Here is a 12,794-nt window from a genome sequence, read left to right as displayed (position 1 = left end):
GGTCAGCCCTCGGCGAAGGAAGCCGGCGATGCAGAAGAAACTCACCGACCCTGCCAGCAAGGCCCAGCCTGTACCGGCCAGTACCCATACCCCGGAACATGCCAGGCAGAAAGCCACCAGAGCGCAAGCGATGTAAATATGAAGTGCGTTCATGCGATCAGTGGGTCCCGAATGCCAGCCATGAAGTTGTCCATTCCTCCGCGACCTTCAGGATTGAGGCTGATCAGAGAAACGGCGTTGAAAGTAGCCATAAGCGGGTCGATCTTGGCTGTGCCGGAGGCCTGCTTGGTGATCAAGAAAGCGTTGGCCGATGGCACGCCTTTGGCGTTGCCACATGACCAGGCCATAAGCGGCTGCCCGCAATGAAGCAGCGCGCCTTCCGCAAGCTTGCGCTCAGTGGTCTTGATTGCGCCGGTGAGCTTCCAGCCCTGAGAAATGCCAACGACCTTGTCCTCCTCTACACCGGCATCAGCCAGCGCATCGAGAACAGAGCCAATTCCCGCCGGGTCGAGGCCGACCTTGTCCAGCAAGCCCGTCTCGTTGATGCGTTTGACGATGGCAGCGAATTGCTCAACGTCGTCGCCAATCCGCTTGACGATGGTCAAGTCACCAATAGCTTCAAGGTCTTTAAGGCGTGGTGCCTCGGACTTGCGTCGTTCAAGTACTGATGGGTGTGCCCAAGCATGGGCCCAGTGGAACCAGCGGCGGGTTCCAGATTCACGGCCAATGACTGCAAGGCCAAGCAAATCGTCCAAGCCGCCGCCGTCACCACCAACATCAATGACCTCGCAGCGAACCAGAATCTCATCGAGATTGAGCCAGGTGGCCGCCTGGGCTTCCCAGAACTCGGCGCCGACCCAGGCATCCGACATGAGCGCCAAACCGATCTCGATATTGAGATGCTTGGCCAGGAATCCTCGTAACTCTGCTTCCCCGTCGATTTCCGCCTGCATGAACAAGCGTTCAAGCGTCGGGCGATCAACCGAGAATCCCATGTTGGGGTTCACCAAGTGGAAGTTCTCGGGCTTGCGGGCATCGCCGCTGTCGATCATCTCCTTGGGGAACTCGTAGATGACCGGCAAGAAGCGATTGTCGTTGATGCGCCCATCCCGCACGCCGCGGGCATAACTGAGCTTCGACCTGAACACACCAGCAGGTGGCTCGTTCGACTGCGTGGTAAGCCAAATGACAAAGCCTTCGGGCCTGGACAGCAAGCCGCCAGTGGCTTCCCTGATCATGTCAGCTGCTTTAGGGTTCTTGCCGAACAGCCAGGCCTCGTCGATCAGCACGCCTACTGCTTTCTTGCCGCCGACCACGTCGCTGTCTGCCGCGACAACCTTCAGCGTGGCCCCTGTTTCTCGGTGGGTGATCAGCCGGAGGTGAGGCTGCACATGCAGCAGATCTTTCAGCTCCTCGTCTTTGCTGACCATGTCCTTGGCTGGAACGAAAGCGTTGTCGGCAATCTCTTTGGTCGGCGCCAGGATGATGAACTCGGCCGACAGTCGCCAGTTGCGCACCAAAGCTGTCAGCATGATCGCGGCAGCGATGGTCGACTTGCTGTTCTTTTTCGGGATGCAGAGCATGAACTCCCGAATTAGGCGTTCGCCGGTTTCGCTGTTGTAGCTGCCAAACACGGCCCCTGCGAAAGCGAGCACCCATGGGGCACATGCAGTTTCGATGGTTGGGCTGCCTGGGGCGTCAACGATGCGAAGCCCCTTGAACACCTCAAGGCTTTCTTCGGCTTCCTGCGGGAATAGCGGCTCAGGGATGATGGATTCACTGGCAGCCAGGCGCCGCCACCAGTCTGGGCAGGCAGTGGTCCAAAGCATTTGTTACCCCTTGACGACAGTGAGGGGCGGCTTGCTCTGGGAGTATTTGCCCTTGCCCGCCTCTTTCGCGGCCTCCGCCTTCTGCTCTTTCTTGCCCGCCTCGGCCTTCTTCCCATGGATGTAGGGGACGGCGGTCTGTGCGGCGTTGCGCCGATCGAACACCTTTGCCCTGGGCTCGTTCATGAGAGCGAGCAGCCAAACGAGGGGATCATCGGTCGAGGGCAGGCAACTGAGAAACTCGCCGTCCGCCTCGCTGATCTCTACAGGGTCTTCGGTGGCTTCCTCAGCCTTAACATTTCCTCGGCGTTTTTTAGGCCCAGGGTTAACACTGAGTTCTGCTCTTCTAGCCAGGATTGCGGATGCAATCTTCGGATCATTTGCCCAGCGCGAACCTGCGGCAGCAGCGGTCGAAGGCTTGCTGCCCGCGGCTTCGGCCGCTTCCTTGTTGGACGCTCCTCGTGCCTTAGCGTCAACAAACTGTCGCTGTTTGTCTGTTAACACCATTAACAAAAACCTTGAGGGGGGAGAAAAATGTCTGCGTGGGGTCGGTGGTGGTCTAGAAGCGCAGAGACTTCAGACTTTCACACCCCCTACCCTTGAGGCACGCTTATAGCGTGCCACTAACCAATTTGAGGCACGCAGTTGACGTGCTTAAGACGAGAACTAACCCGCCGGTAGCCATCACGACGCGCCTACCGCCTCCTCCGCCTGCTTCACAGAGCTATGGCATGGTCCGCATAGCGACTGCCAGTTGCCCTCATCCCAGAACAGAGCCTGATCACCGCGGTGAGGGATGATGTGGTCGACCACGCTGGCCGCAGCAGTCTTACCCACCTTGGCGCAGTAGACGCAAAGCGGGTTGGCTCGCAGGTGTCGGTCGCGCGCCTTCTGCCATCGATAGTCGTAGCCCCGCTGGGTGCTGGTCATCCCGCTCCGCCAGCTTCCTGGTGTCACAACCTTTAGCCGCAACCCTGCGCCTTCTTTGATGCGCGGACTGAGCGTCTTGAGTCGAGCCATCACCGGCCACCGAGGACGGGCGCACCGCTAAGGTAGGTCCGAGGGGCTGCGTCAGGCTCCAGGCCCTGGTCATCCGCCAGCGCTTCGATCAGCGCCAGGTTCTGGGTTGCGATCTGCTCGAGAAGGCTGGTCTGTTTCTGTTGCTGGTCCAGGATCTGCTGGAGCAAAGAGATTGCTTGCTCGTTCACGGGCTACCCTCATCCATTTGTTGATCCACTCGCGCCGTGCAGCGCAGCCGCTGCAGGCCATTAGGCGAACGGGTCGGCAGGCTTGGCGATCGAGCGCACGAACCACATGAAGCCCTGCTGCAGGTTGGTCTTAGCCAAAGCCAAGGTGCGCTGGTCCACACCCTCGATCGCACTGATCTGCTTGAAGAGTTCGCCGGCGTCGGCCTCCAGGGCCTTGATGGAGTTCATGCCATTGATCTCGCTCTGGGTGAGGTCGCGGTAGCCGGTGATCTTCTTGTGCTGGTTGTCCATGGTGAATCCTCATGTGGGCGCGCCACGAACCGGCGCATGTTGAGTTTGTGGCGCGAGCGCGTTACTCGCCGCTCCAGCCCATCAGCTTGAGCTGATCATTGATGGCTGCAATCTCTTTTCTGAAGTGTTCCGACAGGGGCTCCAAAACCGCAGCCAGAACGTCTGGCTGCTGGTAGTCACCAGTTATCGCCAGCGCGACACCTGAGCCACTCAGTACGGTGTCTAGGCGACGCTGAACTTGGTCTCGCGTGAAGAAGAGGCTGTTCGCCGTGGCGATCTGGTTTCGATTCATTGGCTACCCCTGAGCCTTGCGAGACAGGAACAGATCGGAGTAGCCGCGAAGCTTCTCCACACCCATGAAGCCGACGGCCCCACCAGCGAAAGTGGCCATACCTTGCGGCAACCCCATCCATTCAAGCAGCGGTACCAAGGCCAGAGTGATGAGACCGCAGAGCGCTCCCTCCAAGATCATCTGTCGACGCGTCCCGCCGCCATACACCACCCGCAGGGCAGCGATAGCAACCGATAGGCCAGCGGCATACAGCTGAGGCTGATGAGCGAGCACCCAGGCGAGCACAGCGGCCCAGAGGCCAGGATCCTTCTCGGGCATGTTTGCCATCTCGATTCCTCCCGTTCCGGGGAGCACAAACGAAAAAGCCCCGGCAAATGCCGAGGCTCAATGATGGTTTCCGGTGGTGGCGAGTTTGCTCCCGCGCACCTACCGCAAAGTAACACGAAATATACGAGTCAGGACCGGGGATGTCAAGCGGCCTCACGCCGAACGTCCAGTGCACCATCAACCCATGCGACGCCAGCCTTCCACAACTGGCGGGTCTTCTCCTCGCCGAACCCCAGCTTCTTACCCACATCACGCAGAGAGGTATCCCGCGAGGTGTAATACTTCATGATCACAGCCCCGCATTCGGCATAGCGCTGCAGCAGCCGGCCGACCAATCGATCAACAAAAAGCGCCTCGTCGTCTGTGATTATCGGATCAAGAACCGTGTTCTCGCGCGATGCGCAGCACGAAACGCCTGATCCCAGCACTACCCATCTGCCCCAATGCTCTAGCAGTTCTTCGGCACTTCTTTCCAAATGGCTCATGTCTCTCCCCTCAATCCCCGGTGTAGTTGATGCCGCCGGCGCCGCGCCGGTTGCTTCCCTGATATCCAGCCTCAGGCCCGCCGGCCTGGGGTCTTTTCAACTGTTCGATCTGCCGTGTCGCGACCTGCAGGGCCATGCTGAGCTGGGTCACCAGTTCATCCAAGGCCAGCGCCTCGCCGGTTGCAGCAACTACCCAGCCCGAGGCGTTGCAGTGGTCGCATGGCAGTTCGTGAAACACGCCCTGGGTGACCGCTCTCCCACGGCACAAAGGGCACTTGTCCAGCTCGATCACGGCCTTCTTGAAGGCTGGGCCGTGGCTCTTCCTCATTCACCACCTACCAGCCAGTCGGCAGCCTTGTCGATGTCGTAAGGGAACGTGCGGCTGTCCACCTCGAAGCGAGCGCCGCCGAGCATGGTCACGCTGAGGCGCCGGTGATCGTCGTAGTTCTGGATGCGCACCATGAACACCTTCGATCGGTCAAAGGCCGGCGCATAAGCCTTTGGCGCGCTCACATTCCACGAGACTGCGAGGGTGCCGTACTCGGAAATACTCATTTCGAATCCTCGCTAATAACTAATTCGCTAAGGTTGCCCGAGACCACGCCGCCATTGGTCTGCGGCGAGTTCTGCGGGATTTCAAATAAGGCCTCTTTAAGGCCGTGGATGGCCGCGAAACCGATCCGGTCAAGCCACGCGTGCCACTTCTCCAAGGCCAACTTGCGCTGTTCCATGGCTTGAGTGTGGATGTAGGTGCTGGCGATCTTGCCCAGCGTGTGGTTCAGCAGCATCTCGCCGATGTGGCCGTCAATGCCGAGGTCGGTCCAGGTGGTGCGAGACACCTTACGCAGATCGTGACTGGTCCACTGCCCCTGCCCCAGTCGGGTGAACACCATGCTGGCTTGGGTTTCGCTCAGGCAGTGCCCGCGACGGTTCGGGAACAGGTAAGCGCCCTCATAGCCGTGCGCCTGCTGGATAGCCCGGTACCGAACCAGCAGCGCCCGCAACTGGGCAGTGAGGGGCAGGCGGTGCTCGGTGCGGGTCTTGGTGTGGGCCGCTGGGATGAACCACTCGGCAGCAGCTAGGGTGACGTCACTCCAGCGGGCCAGGCGGGTTTCGCCGACCCGGGTACCGTGGGCCAGCATCATCAGGGCCAGCATGGCGTCGTGTGGGGCCGCCTCAAATGCCTGGGCCAGTTGCTGCATCAGTTCGGGCAGGTGCACACCACGCAAGCGAGCAGCCTTCGGGGCAATTCGTGCCTTGGTGAAGTCACTGAAGCGCACTCCAGCCAAGGGATTGCTGTCGACCATTTTCAGCTTCAGGGCTTGGCGGAAGGCGGTCAGAAGCATGCCGAACATCTGTCGCAGATAGGACAACGAGAGCTTGGTCTGGGCTGGCCAGATCAGGTGCTTGTCGATCAGCTCGGCGGTTACGTATTTGACTGGCAGATCGCCCAGGCACGGATGCAGGTGCTGCCTGATGGCTGCGCGGACGGCAGCCTTGCGCTTTGCAGACAGCGAGCGATCAAGCCACATCCGGTCGGCGTACCAGTCGAGCAGTAGGCCCACGGTGTCCATGCCCGATACAACCGGCGCCGTGGCCGGGGATCGCAGCAGGCGCTGACGCAGCGCGGGCAGCTCGGCAAGCACTGCCGACACGCTCAGCTCAGGCCAGCGGGCTACCGGAACCCACTTTTTGCCGCGCACTAGGTGCCAGGTGCCGCGCTCGCGGTTGCTCCAAAAGCGCAGGTACAGGCCAGGGTGGCGCGGGTCGCGCAGATCCCGAACCGACTTGTCGGCGGCCTGCCGGCGTACCTCAGCCTCACTGAACTTCACTTCCCGCGTCGCACTCATGCAGCCACCGTAACCGGCAGTATCAGGTAAGCCCTAAGCTGCTCCATGGCGTCGAAGTGCCCACGGCACACGATGGCGAGGTAGCCCTGCTCGTTCAGGCGGCGCAAGCAATCACGCTGGCTCTCCGAAACGGGCGCCGGCTCAACCGTCGCTTTGAATTCGATGTACAGGCCGAAGTAGCCGCCACGGGCCATCGGCAGCACCAGGTCAGGGATGCCAGCCTTCACGCCCTGGGCTTTTAGCTTGGCGGCGACGGCCTTCACGCGATGCCCGCCGTTCGGGACGTGGTAGATCAGCTCGTGCACGCCTGGGTGCTTGAGCCGGATCTCGGTCATCAACGCGGCCTGCTCCTGGCCCTCGCGGTCGACGGGCTTGGCGCGAGGGGTTCGGGGCTTTCGAATCGTCGGATTACGAAACGGCGGCTTTTGAGAATTCATGCAACCAGCACCCCTTCGTTGAGCAGTACCGCCTGAGTACGCATTACGCCCTCTGCGTGGTACTGGCGGGCTGTTTCACGATCAATCGCCCTGCTGCGGCCGTCGCAGGCGTCGTGGCAGGAGCTGCAGGACCAAGCACCCTGTATGTCGTGCGGCTTTTTGCCGACACCACAGGTGCCAGACAGTCGGTAATGAGCGAGAACGGTGGTTTCGGGATTGCCGTTGCAAATGTCCGGGATGCGCACCTGGCACTCCCGGCCACGCGCGGCCTTGGTCAGTTTCGATTGCCGCATGGGCTGTCTTCTCCGTGAAGATCGATAACGGTGTAGGCGCTCGGCCACATGTGTTGGCCATGGGCAATGGCCGAAGCCTCATCCCGGTAAAGCGCGATGGGTGGGCGCTCGGCAACTGCGAGGCCGAACAGATCGCCACGGCAGTACAGGGCCCAGCGGTACTCGACGAGGTCGGGCGCTGGAAGCTTGATCATTGGCCTGCCATCCGGGCGCGGAGGGAGGCCAGGGCGGCGCGGCCAACTTCGGGCGTGCTTCGGGCGGCAGCCTCGGCCGGGAGTGCCAGCGGCATCTTTTGCAACGGCTCGCCTGCCATCAGCCGGCGGACAGCGATGGTGTAGTTCCGCTCGAACAATTTGCTGCTCAGGTTCTCGGCGAGCTTGTTCAGGCTTTCGAAGCCGCACTCCTTCGCCGCATGCCATACCGCGTCATGGCTCCACTTGCCCTTCCCTGCCATGGCGGGATGAGCATTCCGGCAGGCCTCGCGGAACGCAGCGCGCAGCGGCGGCAAACCGAGCATTTCCGGGGATGGCTGGCACCACTGGATGAACTCACCGGGCGGCGGGATGAAGGCAGCCCCTGACTGGCGGCAGCGCATCAAGCCGAACTGCAACTGCTCTGGACTGCTGATGCCGGCCTCAAGGAAAGCGGTGAGCCACTGCTGCTTGGATGCGTTGTAGGTGGCTTGGTCAGGCCAGGCCTGTTTCCAGGCGGTACAGATCGAGCGCAGGTCACGGAAAAGGTCGTTGATCACCGCCGCGGTCTTTCGATTGAGCTCCGCCCTAACATCCTCCGGGAGCTCGTAGCCAGTCGAGATCTGCTGGCCGGCCTGCACCTTGGCCCACAAGCCGTGCGTCACAACGGCAACTGGATTCATCGGGCAACTCCCGTGTCGTTCCACGACGTGTCGCTATCATCCAGTGGCGAACCACCCGCGCCAGCACGCAACGGAACCACCTTTGCGGCATTTGCGAGATCCCGCTTTCTCCAGGCGATCAGGTCGGCAATCCACTGGCTCTCGGTCTTAGCCAAGCCCTTGGCGTCGTGATGAACGACGAAGCCAGCGATGGCGTCTGTCGATAGTTCAGAGAGGGGAACCCCTGAGCGCATGGCATACGCCTGAAGCTGCACCGCGTCAGGAATCCAATCCAAATGCATCGCGAACGGCTCGCGTGGAGAGTGTGTATTACTTCCCTTCCCTTCCCTTCCGGGGGTGAGGGATCGATCATCGCTAGACGAGCATTCTTCTAGGGGTCGGGGATCACTCGGCGAGGGCTCCACGAATTCAGGGTGCTTGTAAGTCGGACGATCGATCTTCTGGTGGTGCCAGCCGTTGACGTGCAGATACTGCTTCGACGCAGACTCGTAGAGTGCGATCAGGCGGTTCTCCACCAGTTCGGCGAGCAAAGCCTCGACCGCCAGTGCAGTGATGTCGTCACCAGGGAAAACGAGCGCCTTAATGGTCTTTGGAGACATCGGGTGGTTGCCTGCGTCGTCGCAGAAGTTCCAGATGCCGATGAAGAGGAGTCGAGCCATCGCCGAGCACTCCATGACTTGCTCGCTCGTCCAGAACTCGGGCTTGATGGTGCGGATTCGAGCCATTACAGGCGCCCTCCCTGACGGAAATCCTGACGCGCCAGTTTTAGCGAGAAACCGGAAACTGACGCCGAGTGCGCGGTGTTGCCTGCATCGACTTGGCGGTGCATAATCGACCTCGTTATGTTGTTGAAGAAGCCGCCCTGCCAGGCGGTTTTTTTTCGTCTGCAATTCAGGTGCTGGATGGATCAGCAGGTGTTTCGGCCATCTACCGGCGGCTGGACATATCAGGGATGATTTGATCGTCAGGCGGCTGAACGGTCTTTCCCAGGCGGCGGAAATACTTCGTCGAGACTGCATTTCGCACCGCACAAGTTAAGGGCGCCGACTATCAACCTGGCCTCCTCCAGCCCCGGGCTTCGCCTCCCCGCCTCATAATTGGCCAGTCGCGACTGATTCCAGTCGAGCTTCCGACAGAGGCTGGCCTGACTGATGCCTGCCCCCGCTCGGATCTTGCGTACGTTGTTCATTTGAAGATCCTCAATGACTTGGAATTAGGATAAACACGCATCGTGTTAATATCAATCACAATAAGTGAAAGCCGGGTATTACGTTTCGTGATGAAATCCCGCGCATGAACGAATCATTGAGCCAGCGCATCAAGCGCCTTAGAAAAGCGACCGGGATGTCCCAAGCTCAACTGGCCGACGCCTGTGGCTGGAAATCACAGTCCCGCGTGGGCAACTACGAAGCAGGGACCCGCGAGCCAACTCTGGCGGACATCGCCTCCATCGCCTCAGCCTTGGGCGTGGACCAATCTGAGCTGCTTCTGAATGACCCGGTCGTAGATATCGAGCCTGCGAACGGCCGAACGACTGCTGATTTGGTCAAGCAGATGCTCGCCAAGAGCGGAAAAGGCATACCAGAGGAAGCCAGGCAAAGGCTTCTGGCCGCCGCTGAAGATCCTGCCCAAAACACCAATTCAGATCCTATTGGTGTCGCAGCAACCAATTTCAGCCGCCCAGGCCAGGTTGGCGACGAGGTATGGATTGCCCACTACGATGTGCGCGGAGCAATGGGCGATGGCGAGGTAGCTCACGACTTTCCTGAGATGCTGCAGGACATTCGCGTTAGCCCCACTCACCTGCGTGAGATGGGGGTCGAGTTCAAAGAGCATTTCCATCTGAAGCTCATAACGGGTGTGGGTCAGTCAATGGCTCCCACAATCAAGAGTCGAGACCCGCTGGTCGTTGATATCAGCATCCGTGAGTTCGTGGGAGACGGGATCTACTACTTCTCACATCATGGTCACCAGTACATCAAGCGTCTACAGAAGAAAGGCCGTGAACATTTCAAAATGATTTCTGACAATACCAATCATCCCCCTGAGGATATTCGGGTTGACGAGACTTACATCCAAGCTCGGGTGCTGCTGGTTTGGAATGCGCATTTGGTTTGACTGGAAAGGCTTCTGACCGTCGAGCAGGCGGCCTTTGCCGCTGCAATGTTAAAAAACCTCCACGCCAACCTTGCTGAGAAAAATCATCAACAGGCTTGGGCCTAGCTTCAGAAAATGATTATGGAAAGTATCTGATGAGTGACATGGTTGTCGTTGATGGGCCTGAAACATTCTTGCGCGCCCTAGATCAGATCGGCGACCTTGGTGAGTCCATCCCGATCTTCAGGGGCTGGCCTAAGTTCCACGTGAAAGTCGAAGGGGATCGCTACAACGGCACGCTGACGCCTAAGCTCATGGCTGGCCTCATTGAGTTCCAGGATCAGATGCTGCGTGCCTATGCCGAGATTCGTTATGGTACTCCATCTCTTGCTAAACTAAGCCCAGGCGAAAGGACTGAGCTTGAGATCGTTTTCCAAATTACGCAAGGAAGCACTAATGGCCAAGGACTATTGGATGAAGTTCTCAACAAGATCATCGCGGCTCTCCCAATGAACAAGATGAGCGGAGGAAACGTCACCGCGCTGCTTATCATCGCGGTGCTGTGTTTTGCTGGGTACATGGTTTTTTCTGGATGGAACCAATCCGACCTTGAAAAGGCGAAGCTGGCAAGTGCGGAAAGAGACTCTCAAGCTCAAGCAGCTCTCGTAGCTAAACTTGCTGATGCTTTAGCATCCCAACGACTTCCCCAAGAGGCTGTCGCCCTCAAAGATCGTGCCGATGAGGGCTACAGAGCGATCGTGGCCGGCGCTCCGGACGCTACGTCGATCGACATTCAGGGCGAACATTTCAACGCTGACGAACTAGAGAAGATTCGGGCACAAGAATCTTTACCTAAAACCCGTCAAGAACGCAGGGAAGACGTCTACATCGAAATGGTGAGGCGCCATCGGGACTACCTATCACTGACCCTAAGGCTACCTGGCCAAGACTACACCTTCCCAGGGCGCGTTGATTTATCAAAATTTGATCAGCAGAATGTTAATCGGCTGTTTGACGCCCTGCGTGACTCTAGCCCGATACGGCTATTTCATTACTCGTCAGAGCAAAAGAACAAGATCGTCAGAACTGACGTCTTGGCAGTCGATGATGTGTCGTTCCCACAGGCGGCGGATAGCCGTTAGACAGCACCTAAATGCCGACGCATGCCCGCCGTTGAGCGGGCTTTGTCATGCTCTTCAGAAAGACGCCTCCTCTACCAGTCTTTCTCCCCAGCCAAGTCCTCGCGATCAACTGCGTTCTCCGCTTCCCGCCTAACCGTCACGCTTCCGTGGTCGTTGAGCGTCATGTCCAATTCCGGCGTTTCAGCCGCCAGCTCCATCGCCTGCTCCCACGCCATGTCTTCACCTGTGTCCAGCCGATGGATCGTCACCCACCGCTGAGCCTGGGCGATCGGGCGATTCAGATCGACGGTCAAACCTTTCTGCTGGAGGTAGAGAAAACAGCTACTGGGAAAATCAAATGGCTGTCTACGGGAGCTCGTCGGTGTTGAGACCTCAAATCAGTAACTCATAGAGTAAGCGGTACTTTGACGCACATCGCGGATGAGGTGCGTCCGGGCGCCTGCATGCACCTTTCTGTGGGTCGTTCGGTTGGCGTTTTGATATCATTAGCAGCACCCTCACCGAATGGATTCTACTAATGCGCTCACTCGCTGCAACCGCCATGCTCTGCCTGTCACTTGTCGGCTGTGCATCTGTTCCCATGGCCAACACCCAGGATGACCGTGACGCCAAGCGCTTTTCCCCTGCCTCGGATATGTCTGCCATCTATATCTATAGAAATGAGTTCGTCGGCGCAGCCATCAAGATGCCGGTTGTGCTCGATGGCAGACAGCTTGGGAAAACAGTCGCCCATAGCTACCTGTACAAGGAAGTCCCTCCGGGCAAGCACATCATCACCGCCGACGGCGAGAACACCGACCTTCTGAAGGTTGAGACCCGTGCCGGCCAAACCATTTTCATCCATCAGGAAGTGAAGATGGGGTTCGCAGTTGCCCGCAGCGGTATGAGGGTCGTGGATGCTGCCGAGGGCAAGGCAGGCGTGCTTGAGTGCAAGCTGATCGAGTCGCAGTACTAAAATCGTTAAGCCATCATGAGGCCCGCCATATGGCGGGCTTTTTAATGGCCGTCAGAAAGGCGCCTCCTCCTCAACCTCCACCTCACTGTCCTCCTCGAGGATGAAGTCGTCGCGATCTTGAGCGGCACTCTGCTCCCACCGGACCGTCACGCTATTGTCGTCATTGAACGTCAGATCAAGCTCCGGCATTTCTAACAACAACCCCATCACCTCCTCCCATTCAGCCTCCCCGTCAGTGTCGAGACGATGGATCGTCACCCAGCGCTGCGTCTGCGCTAGAGGATGATTGATCATCGACGAGACCCGCAGGCTCAGGCGTTCTAGCCCGTTCATTTCATGGCGCTGCTTCGGCACGGCCTTACTTTTCTTGGACATGAACACTCTCCTTTACTGTATTTATATCCAGTATATGTAGGAAGAATACCTCACGATCCGTGAAACGTGAACCCGGGCTGCAGGGGAATTTCCAGCGCGGAGCCAATAAACAAATCACGATTCGTGTTGACTTTAAAAGCACGTTGCGTGATATTTGTTTCACCTGGCAGCCGCTACAAGTGGCTGCCTAGGCCGACACAGACGACCGCTCTTTACACAACCAGACGTGACCCAACGACGTACCGGCAACCCCGGTGGTGAGAAAGCTAAATCGTCGTCCATGCAGCCTCTGGATAGCTGCCGTGTCTCCCCATGTAGGCACGCGAAACCACGCACACAAAC

22 protein-coding genes are annotated in these 12,794 nt (G+C 58.8%); 3 read left to right on the top strand and 19 right to left on the bottom strand.

What is annotated here, in order from left to right; all coding sequences use genetic code 11:
• Positions 1-149: 149 nt before the first annotated feature.
• From HU719_RS06210 to HU719_RS06130, 17 genes are all read right to left on the bottom strand, one after another.
• Entirely contained in the window at positions 150-1,829 is a 1,680-nt protein-coding gene (locus HU719_RS06210) for a terminase large subunit (protein ID WP_186535457.1), read from the bottom strand.
• A gap of 3 nt (positions 1,830-1,832) precedes the next feature.
• Positions 1,833-2,333 (bottom strand): terminase small subunit, encoded by a 501-nt coding sequence (locus tag HU719_RS06205; RefSeq protein WP_186535450.1) that lies wholly within the window; start codon positions 2,331-2,333, stop codon positions 1,833-1,835.
• A gap of 177 nt (positions 2,334-2,510) precedes the next feature.
• Positions 2,511-2,846: an HNH endonuclease gene (locus HU719_RS06200; protein ID WP_186518994.1), complete on the bottom strand. Its 336-nt coding sequence runs from the start codon at positions 2,844-2,846 to the stop codon at positions 2,511-2,513.
• A complete protein-coding gene (locus tag HU719_RS06195) occupies positions 2,846-3,034 on the bottom strand; it encodes a hypothetical protein (protein WP_186535445.1) in 189 nt (62 codons plus the stop codon). The genes HU719_RS06200 and HU719_RS06195 overlap by 1 nt, the downstream gene beginning before the upstream one ends.
• 60 nt (positions 3,035-3,094) lie before the next feature.
• Positions 3,095-3,325 carry an Acb2/Tad1 domain-containing protein gene (locus HU719_RS06190; protein WP_186535443.1) on the bottom strand — a complete coding sequence of 77 codons (231 nt, stop codon included), beginning with the start codon at positions 3,323-3,325 and terminating at the stop codon, positions 3,095-3,097.
• Positions 3,326-3,386: 61 nt separating this feature from the next.
• Positions 3,387-3,617, bottom strand: coding sequence for a hypothetical protein (locus HU719_RS06185; RefSeq protein ID WP_186535441.1), 231 nt, complete (start codon positions 3,615-3,617; stop codon positions 3,387-3,389).
• Positions 3,618-3,620: 3 nt separating this feature from the next.
• Positions 3,621-3,944: a phage holin, lambda family gene (locus HU719_RS06180; protein ID WP_186519000.1), complete on the bottom strand. Its 324-nt coding sequence runs from the start codon at positions 3,942-3,944 to the stop codon at positions 3,621-3,623.
• Positions 3,945-4,087: 143 nt separating this feature from the next.
• Complete coding sequence (locus HU719_RS06175) at positions 4,088-4,429, bottom strand: antiterminator Q family protein (protein ID WP_054892293.1); 342 nt, start codon at positions 4,427-4,429, stop codon at positions 4,088-4,090.
• A 10-nt stretch (positions 4,430-4,439) separates the two neighbouring features.
• Complete coding sequence (locus HU719_RS06170; protein ID WP_186535439.1) at positions 4,440-4,757, bottom strand: hypothetical protein; 318 nt, start codon at positions 4,755-4,757, stop codon at positions 4,440-4,442.
• On the bottom strand, positions 4,754-4,984 hold the full coding sequence (locus HU719_RS06165; RefSeq protein WP_186535437.1) for a hypothetical protein: 231 nt from the start codon (positions 4,982-4,984) through the stop codon (positions 4,754-4,756). Before HU719_RS06165 ends, HU719_RS06170 begins: the two co-directional genes overlap by 4 nt.
• Positions 4,981-6,279, bottom strand: coding sequence for a tyrosine-type recombinase/integrase (locus HU719_RS06160; protein ID WP_186535435.1), 1,299 nt, complete (start codon positions 6,277-6,279; stop codon positions 4,981-4,983). The genes HU719_RS06165 and HU719_RS06160 overlap by 4 nt, the downstream gene beginning before the upstream one ends.
• On the bottom strand, positions 6,276-6,716 hold the full coding sequence (locus tag HU719_RS06155) for a VRR-NUC domain-containing protein (RefSeq protein WP_186535433.1): 441 nt from the start codon (positions 6,714-6,716) through the stop codon (positions 6,276-6,278). The genes HU719_RS06160 and HU719_RS06155 overlap by 4 nt, the downstream gene beginning before the upstream one ends.
• Positions 6,713-7,009, bottom strand: a complete 297-nt coding sequence (locus HU719_RS06150; RefSeq protein WP_186535432.1) for a DUF1364 domain-containing protein — start codon at positions 7,007-7,009, stop codon at positions 6,713-6,715. Before HU719_RS06150 ends, HU719_RS06155 begins: the two co-directional genes overlap by 4 nt.
• Positions 6,991-7,203 (bottom strand): hypothetical protein, encoded by a 213-nt coding sequence (locus HU719_RS06145; RefSeq protein WP_186535430.1) that lies wholly within the window; start codon positions 7,201-7,203, stop codon positions 6,991-6,993. Before HU719_RS06145 ends, HU719_RS06150 begins: the two co-directional genes overlap by 19 nt.
• The gene (locus HU719_RS06140) at positions 7,200-7,883 is read right to left on the bottom strand and encodes a replication protein P (RefSeq protein WP_186535428.1); all 684 of its coding nucleotides are present in this window, start codon (positions 7,881-7,883) and stop codon (positions 7,200-7,202) included. The genes HU719_RS06145 and HU719_RS06140 overlap by 4 nt, the downstream gene beginning before the upstream one ends.
• Positions 7,880-8,608 (bottom strand): DnaT-like ssDNA-binding domain-containing protein, encoded by a 729-nt coding sequence (locus HU719_RS06135; RefSeq protein ID WP_186535426.1) that lies wholly within the window; start codon positions 8,606-8,608, stop codon positions 7,880-7,882. Before HU719_RS06135 ends, HU719_RS06140 begins: the two co-directional genes overlap by 4 nt.
• A 239-nt stretch (positions 8,609-8,847) precedes the next feature.
• Positions 8,848-9,072 (bottom strand): helix-turn-helix transcriptional regulator, encoded by a 225-nt coding sequence (locus tag HU719_RS06130; RefSeq protein WP_186535424.1) that lies wholly within the window; start codon positions 9,070-9,072, stop codon positions 8,848-8,850.
• A gap of 104 nt (positions 9,073-9,176) precedes the next feature.
• Here HU719_RS06130 and HU719_RS06125 point away from each other — a divergent pair, with 104 nt between their 5' ends.
• Positions 9,177-10,001: an XRE family transcriptional regulator gene (locus tag HU719_RS06125; protein WP_186535422.1), complete on the top strand. Its 825-nt coding sequence runs from the start codon at positions 9,177-9,179 to the stop codon at positions 9,999-10,001.
• A gap of 134 nt (positions 10,002-10,135) precedes the next feature.
• Complete coding sequence (locus HU719_RS06120; RefSeq protein ID WP_186535420.1) at positions 10,136-11,122, top strand: hypothetical protein; 987 nt, start codon at positions 10,136-10,138, stop codon at positions 11,120-11,122.
• Between the two features lie 71 nt (positions 11,123-11,193).
• Here the strand turns inward: HU719_RS06120 and HU719_RS06115 are convergent, their stop codons facing one another.
• Positions 11,194-11,415 (bottom strand): DUF1654 domain-containing protein, encoded by a 222-nt coding sequence (locus HU719_RS06115; RefSeq protein WP_186535418.1) that lies wholly within the window; start codon positions 11,413-11,415, stop codon positions 11,194-11,196.
• Positions 11,416-11,639: 224 nt separating this feature from the next.
• On the opposite strand from HU719_RS06115, the gene HU719_RS06110 reads away from it, so the two are divergent.
• Entirely contained in the window at positions 11,640-12,077 is a 438-nt protein-coding gene (locus tag HU719_RS06110; protein ID WP_186535416.1) for a DUF2846 domain-containing protein, read from the top strand.
• A 51-nt stretch (positions 12,078-12,128) separates the two neighbouring features.
• Here HU719_RS06110 and HU719_RS06105 read toward each other — a convergent pair whose 3' ends face one another.
• Positions 12,129-12,452, bottom strand: a complete 324-nt coding sequence (locus HU719_RS06105) for a DUF1654 domain-containing protein (protein ID WP_186535414.1) — start codon at positions 12,450-12,452, stop codon at positions 12,129-12,131.
• Positions 12,453-12,794: the final 342 nt, after the last annotated feature.

The organism is Pseudomonas farsensis, assembly GCF_014268805.2.
GTDB classification, from domain to species: domain Bacteria; phylum Pseudomonadota; class Gammaproteobacteria; order Pseudomonadales; family Pseudomonadaceae; genus Aquipseudomonas; species Aquipseudomonas farsensis.
This window is presented reverse-complemented; position numbering and strand designations above follow the sequence as displayed.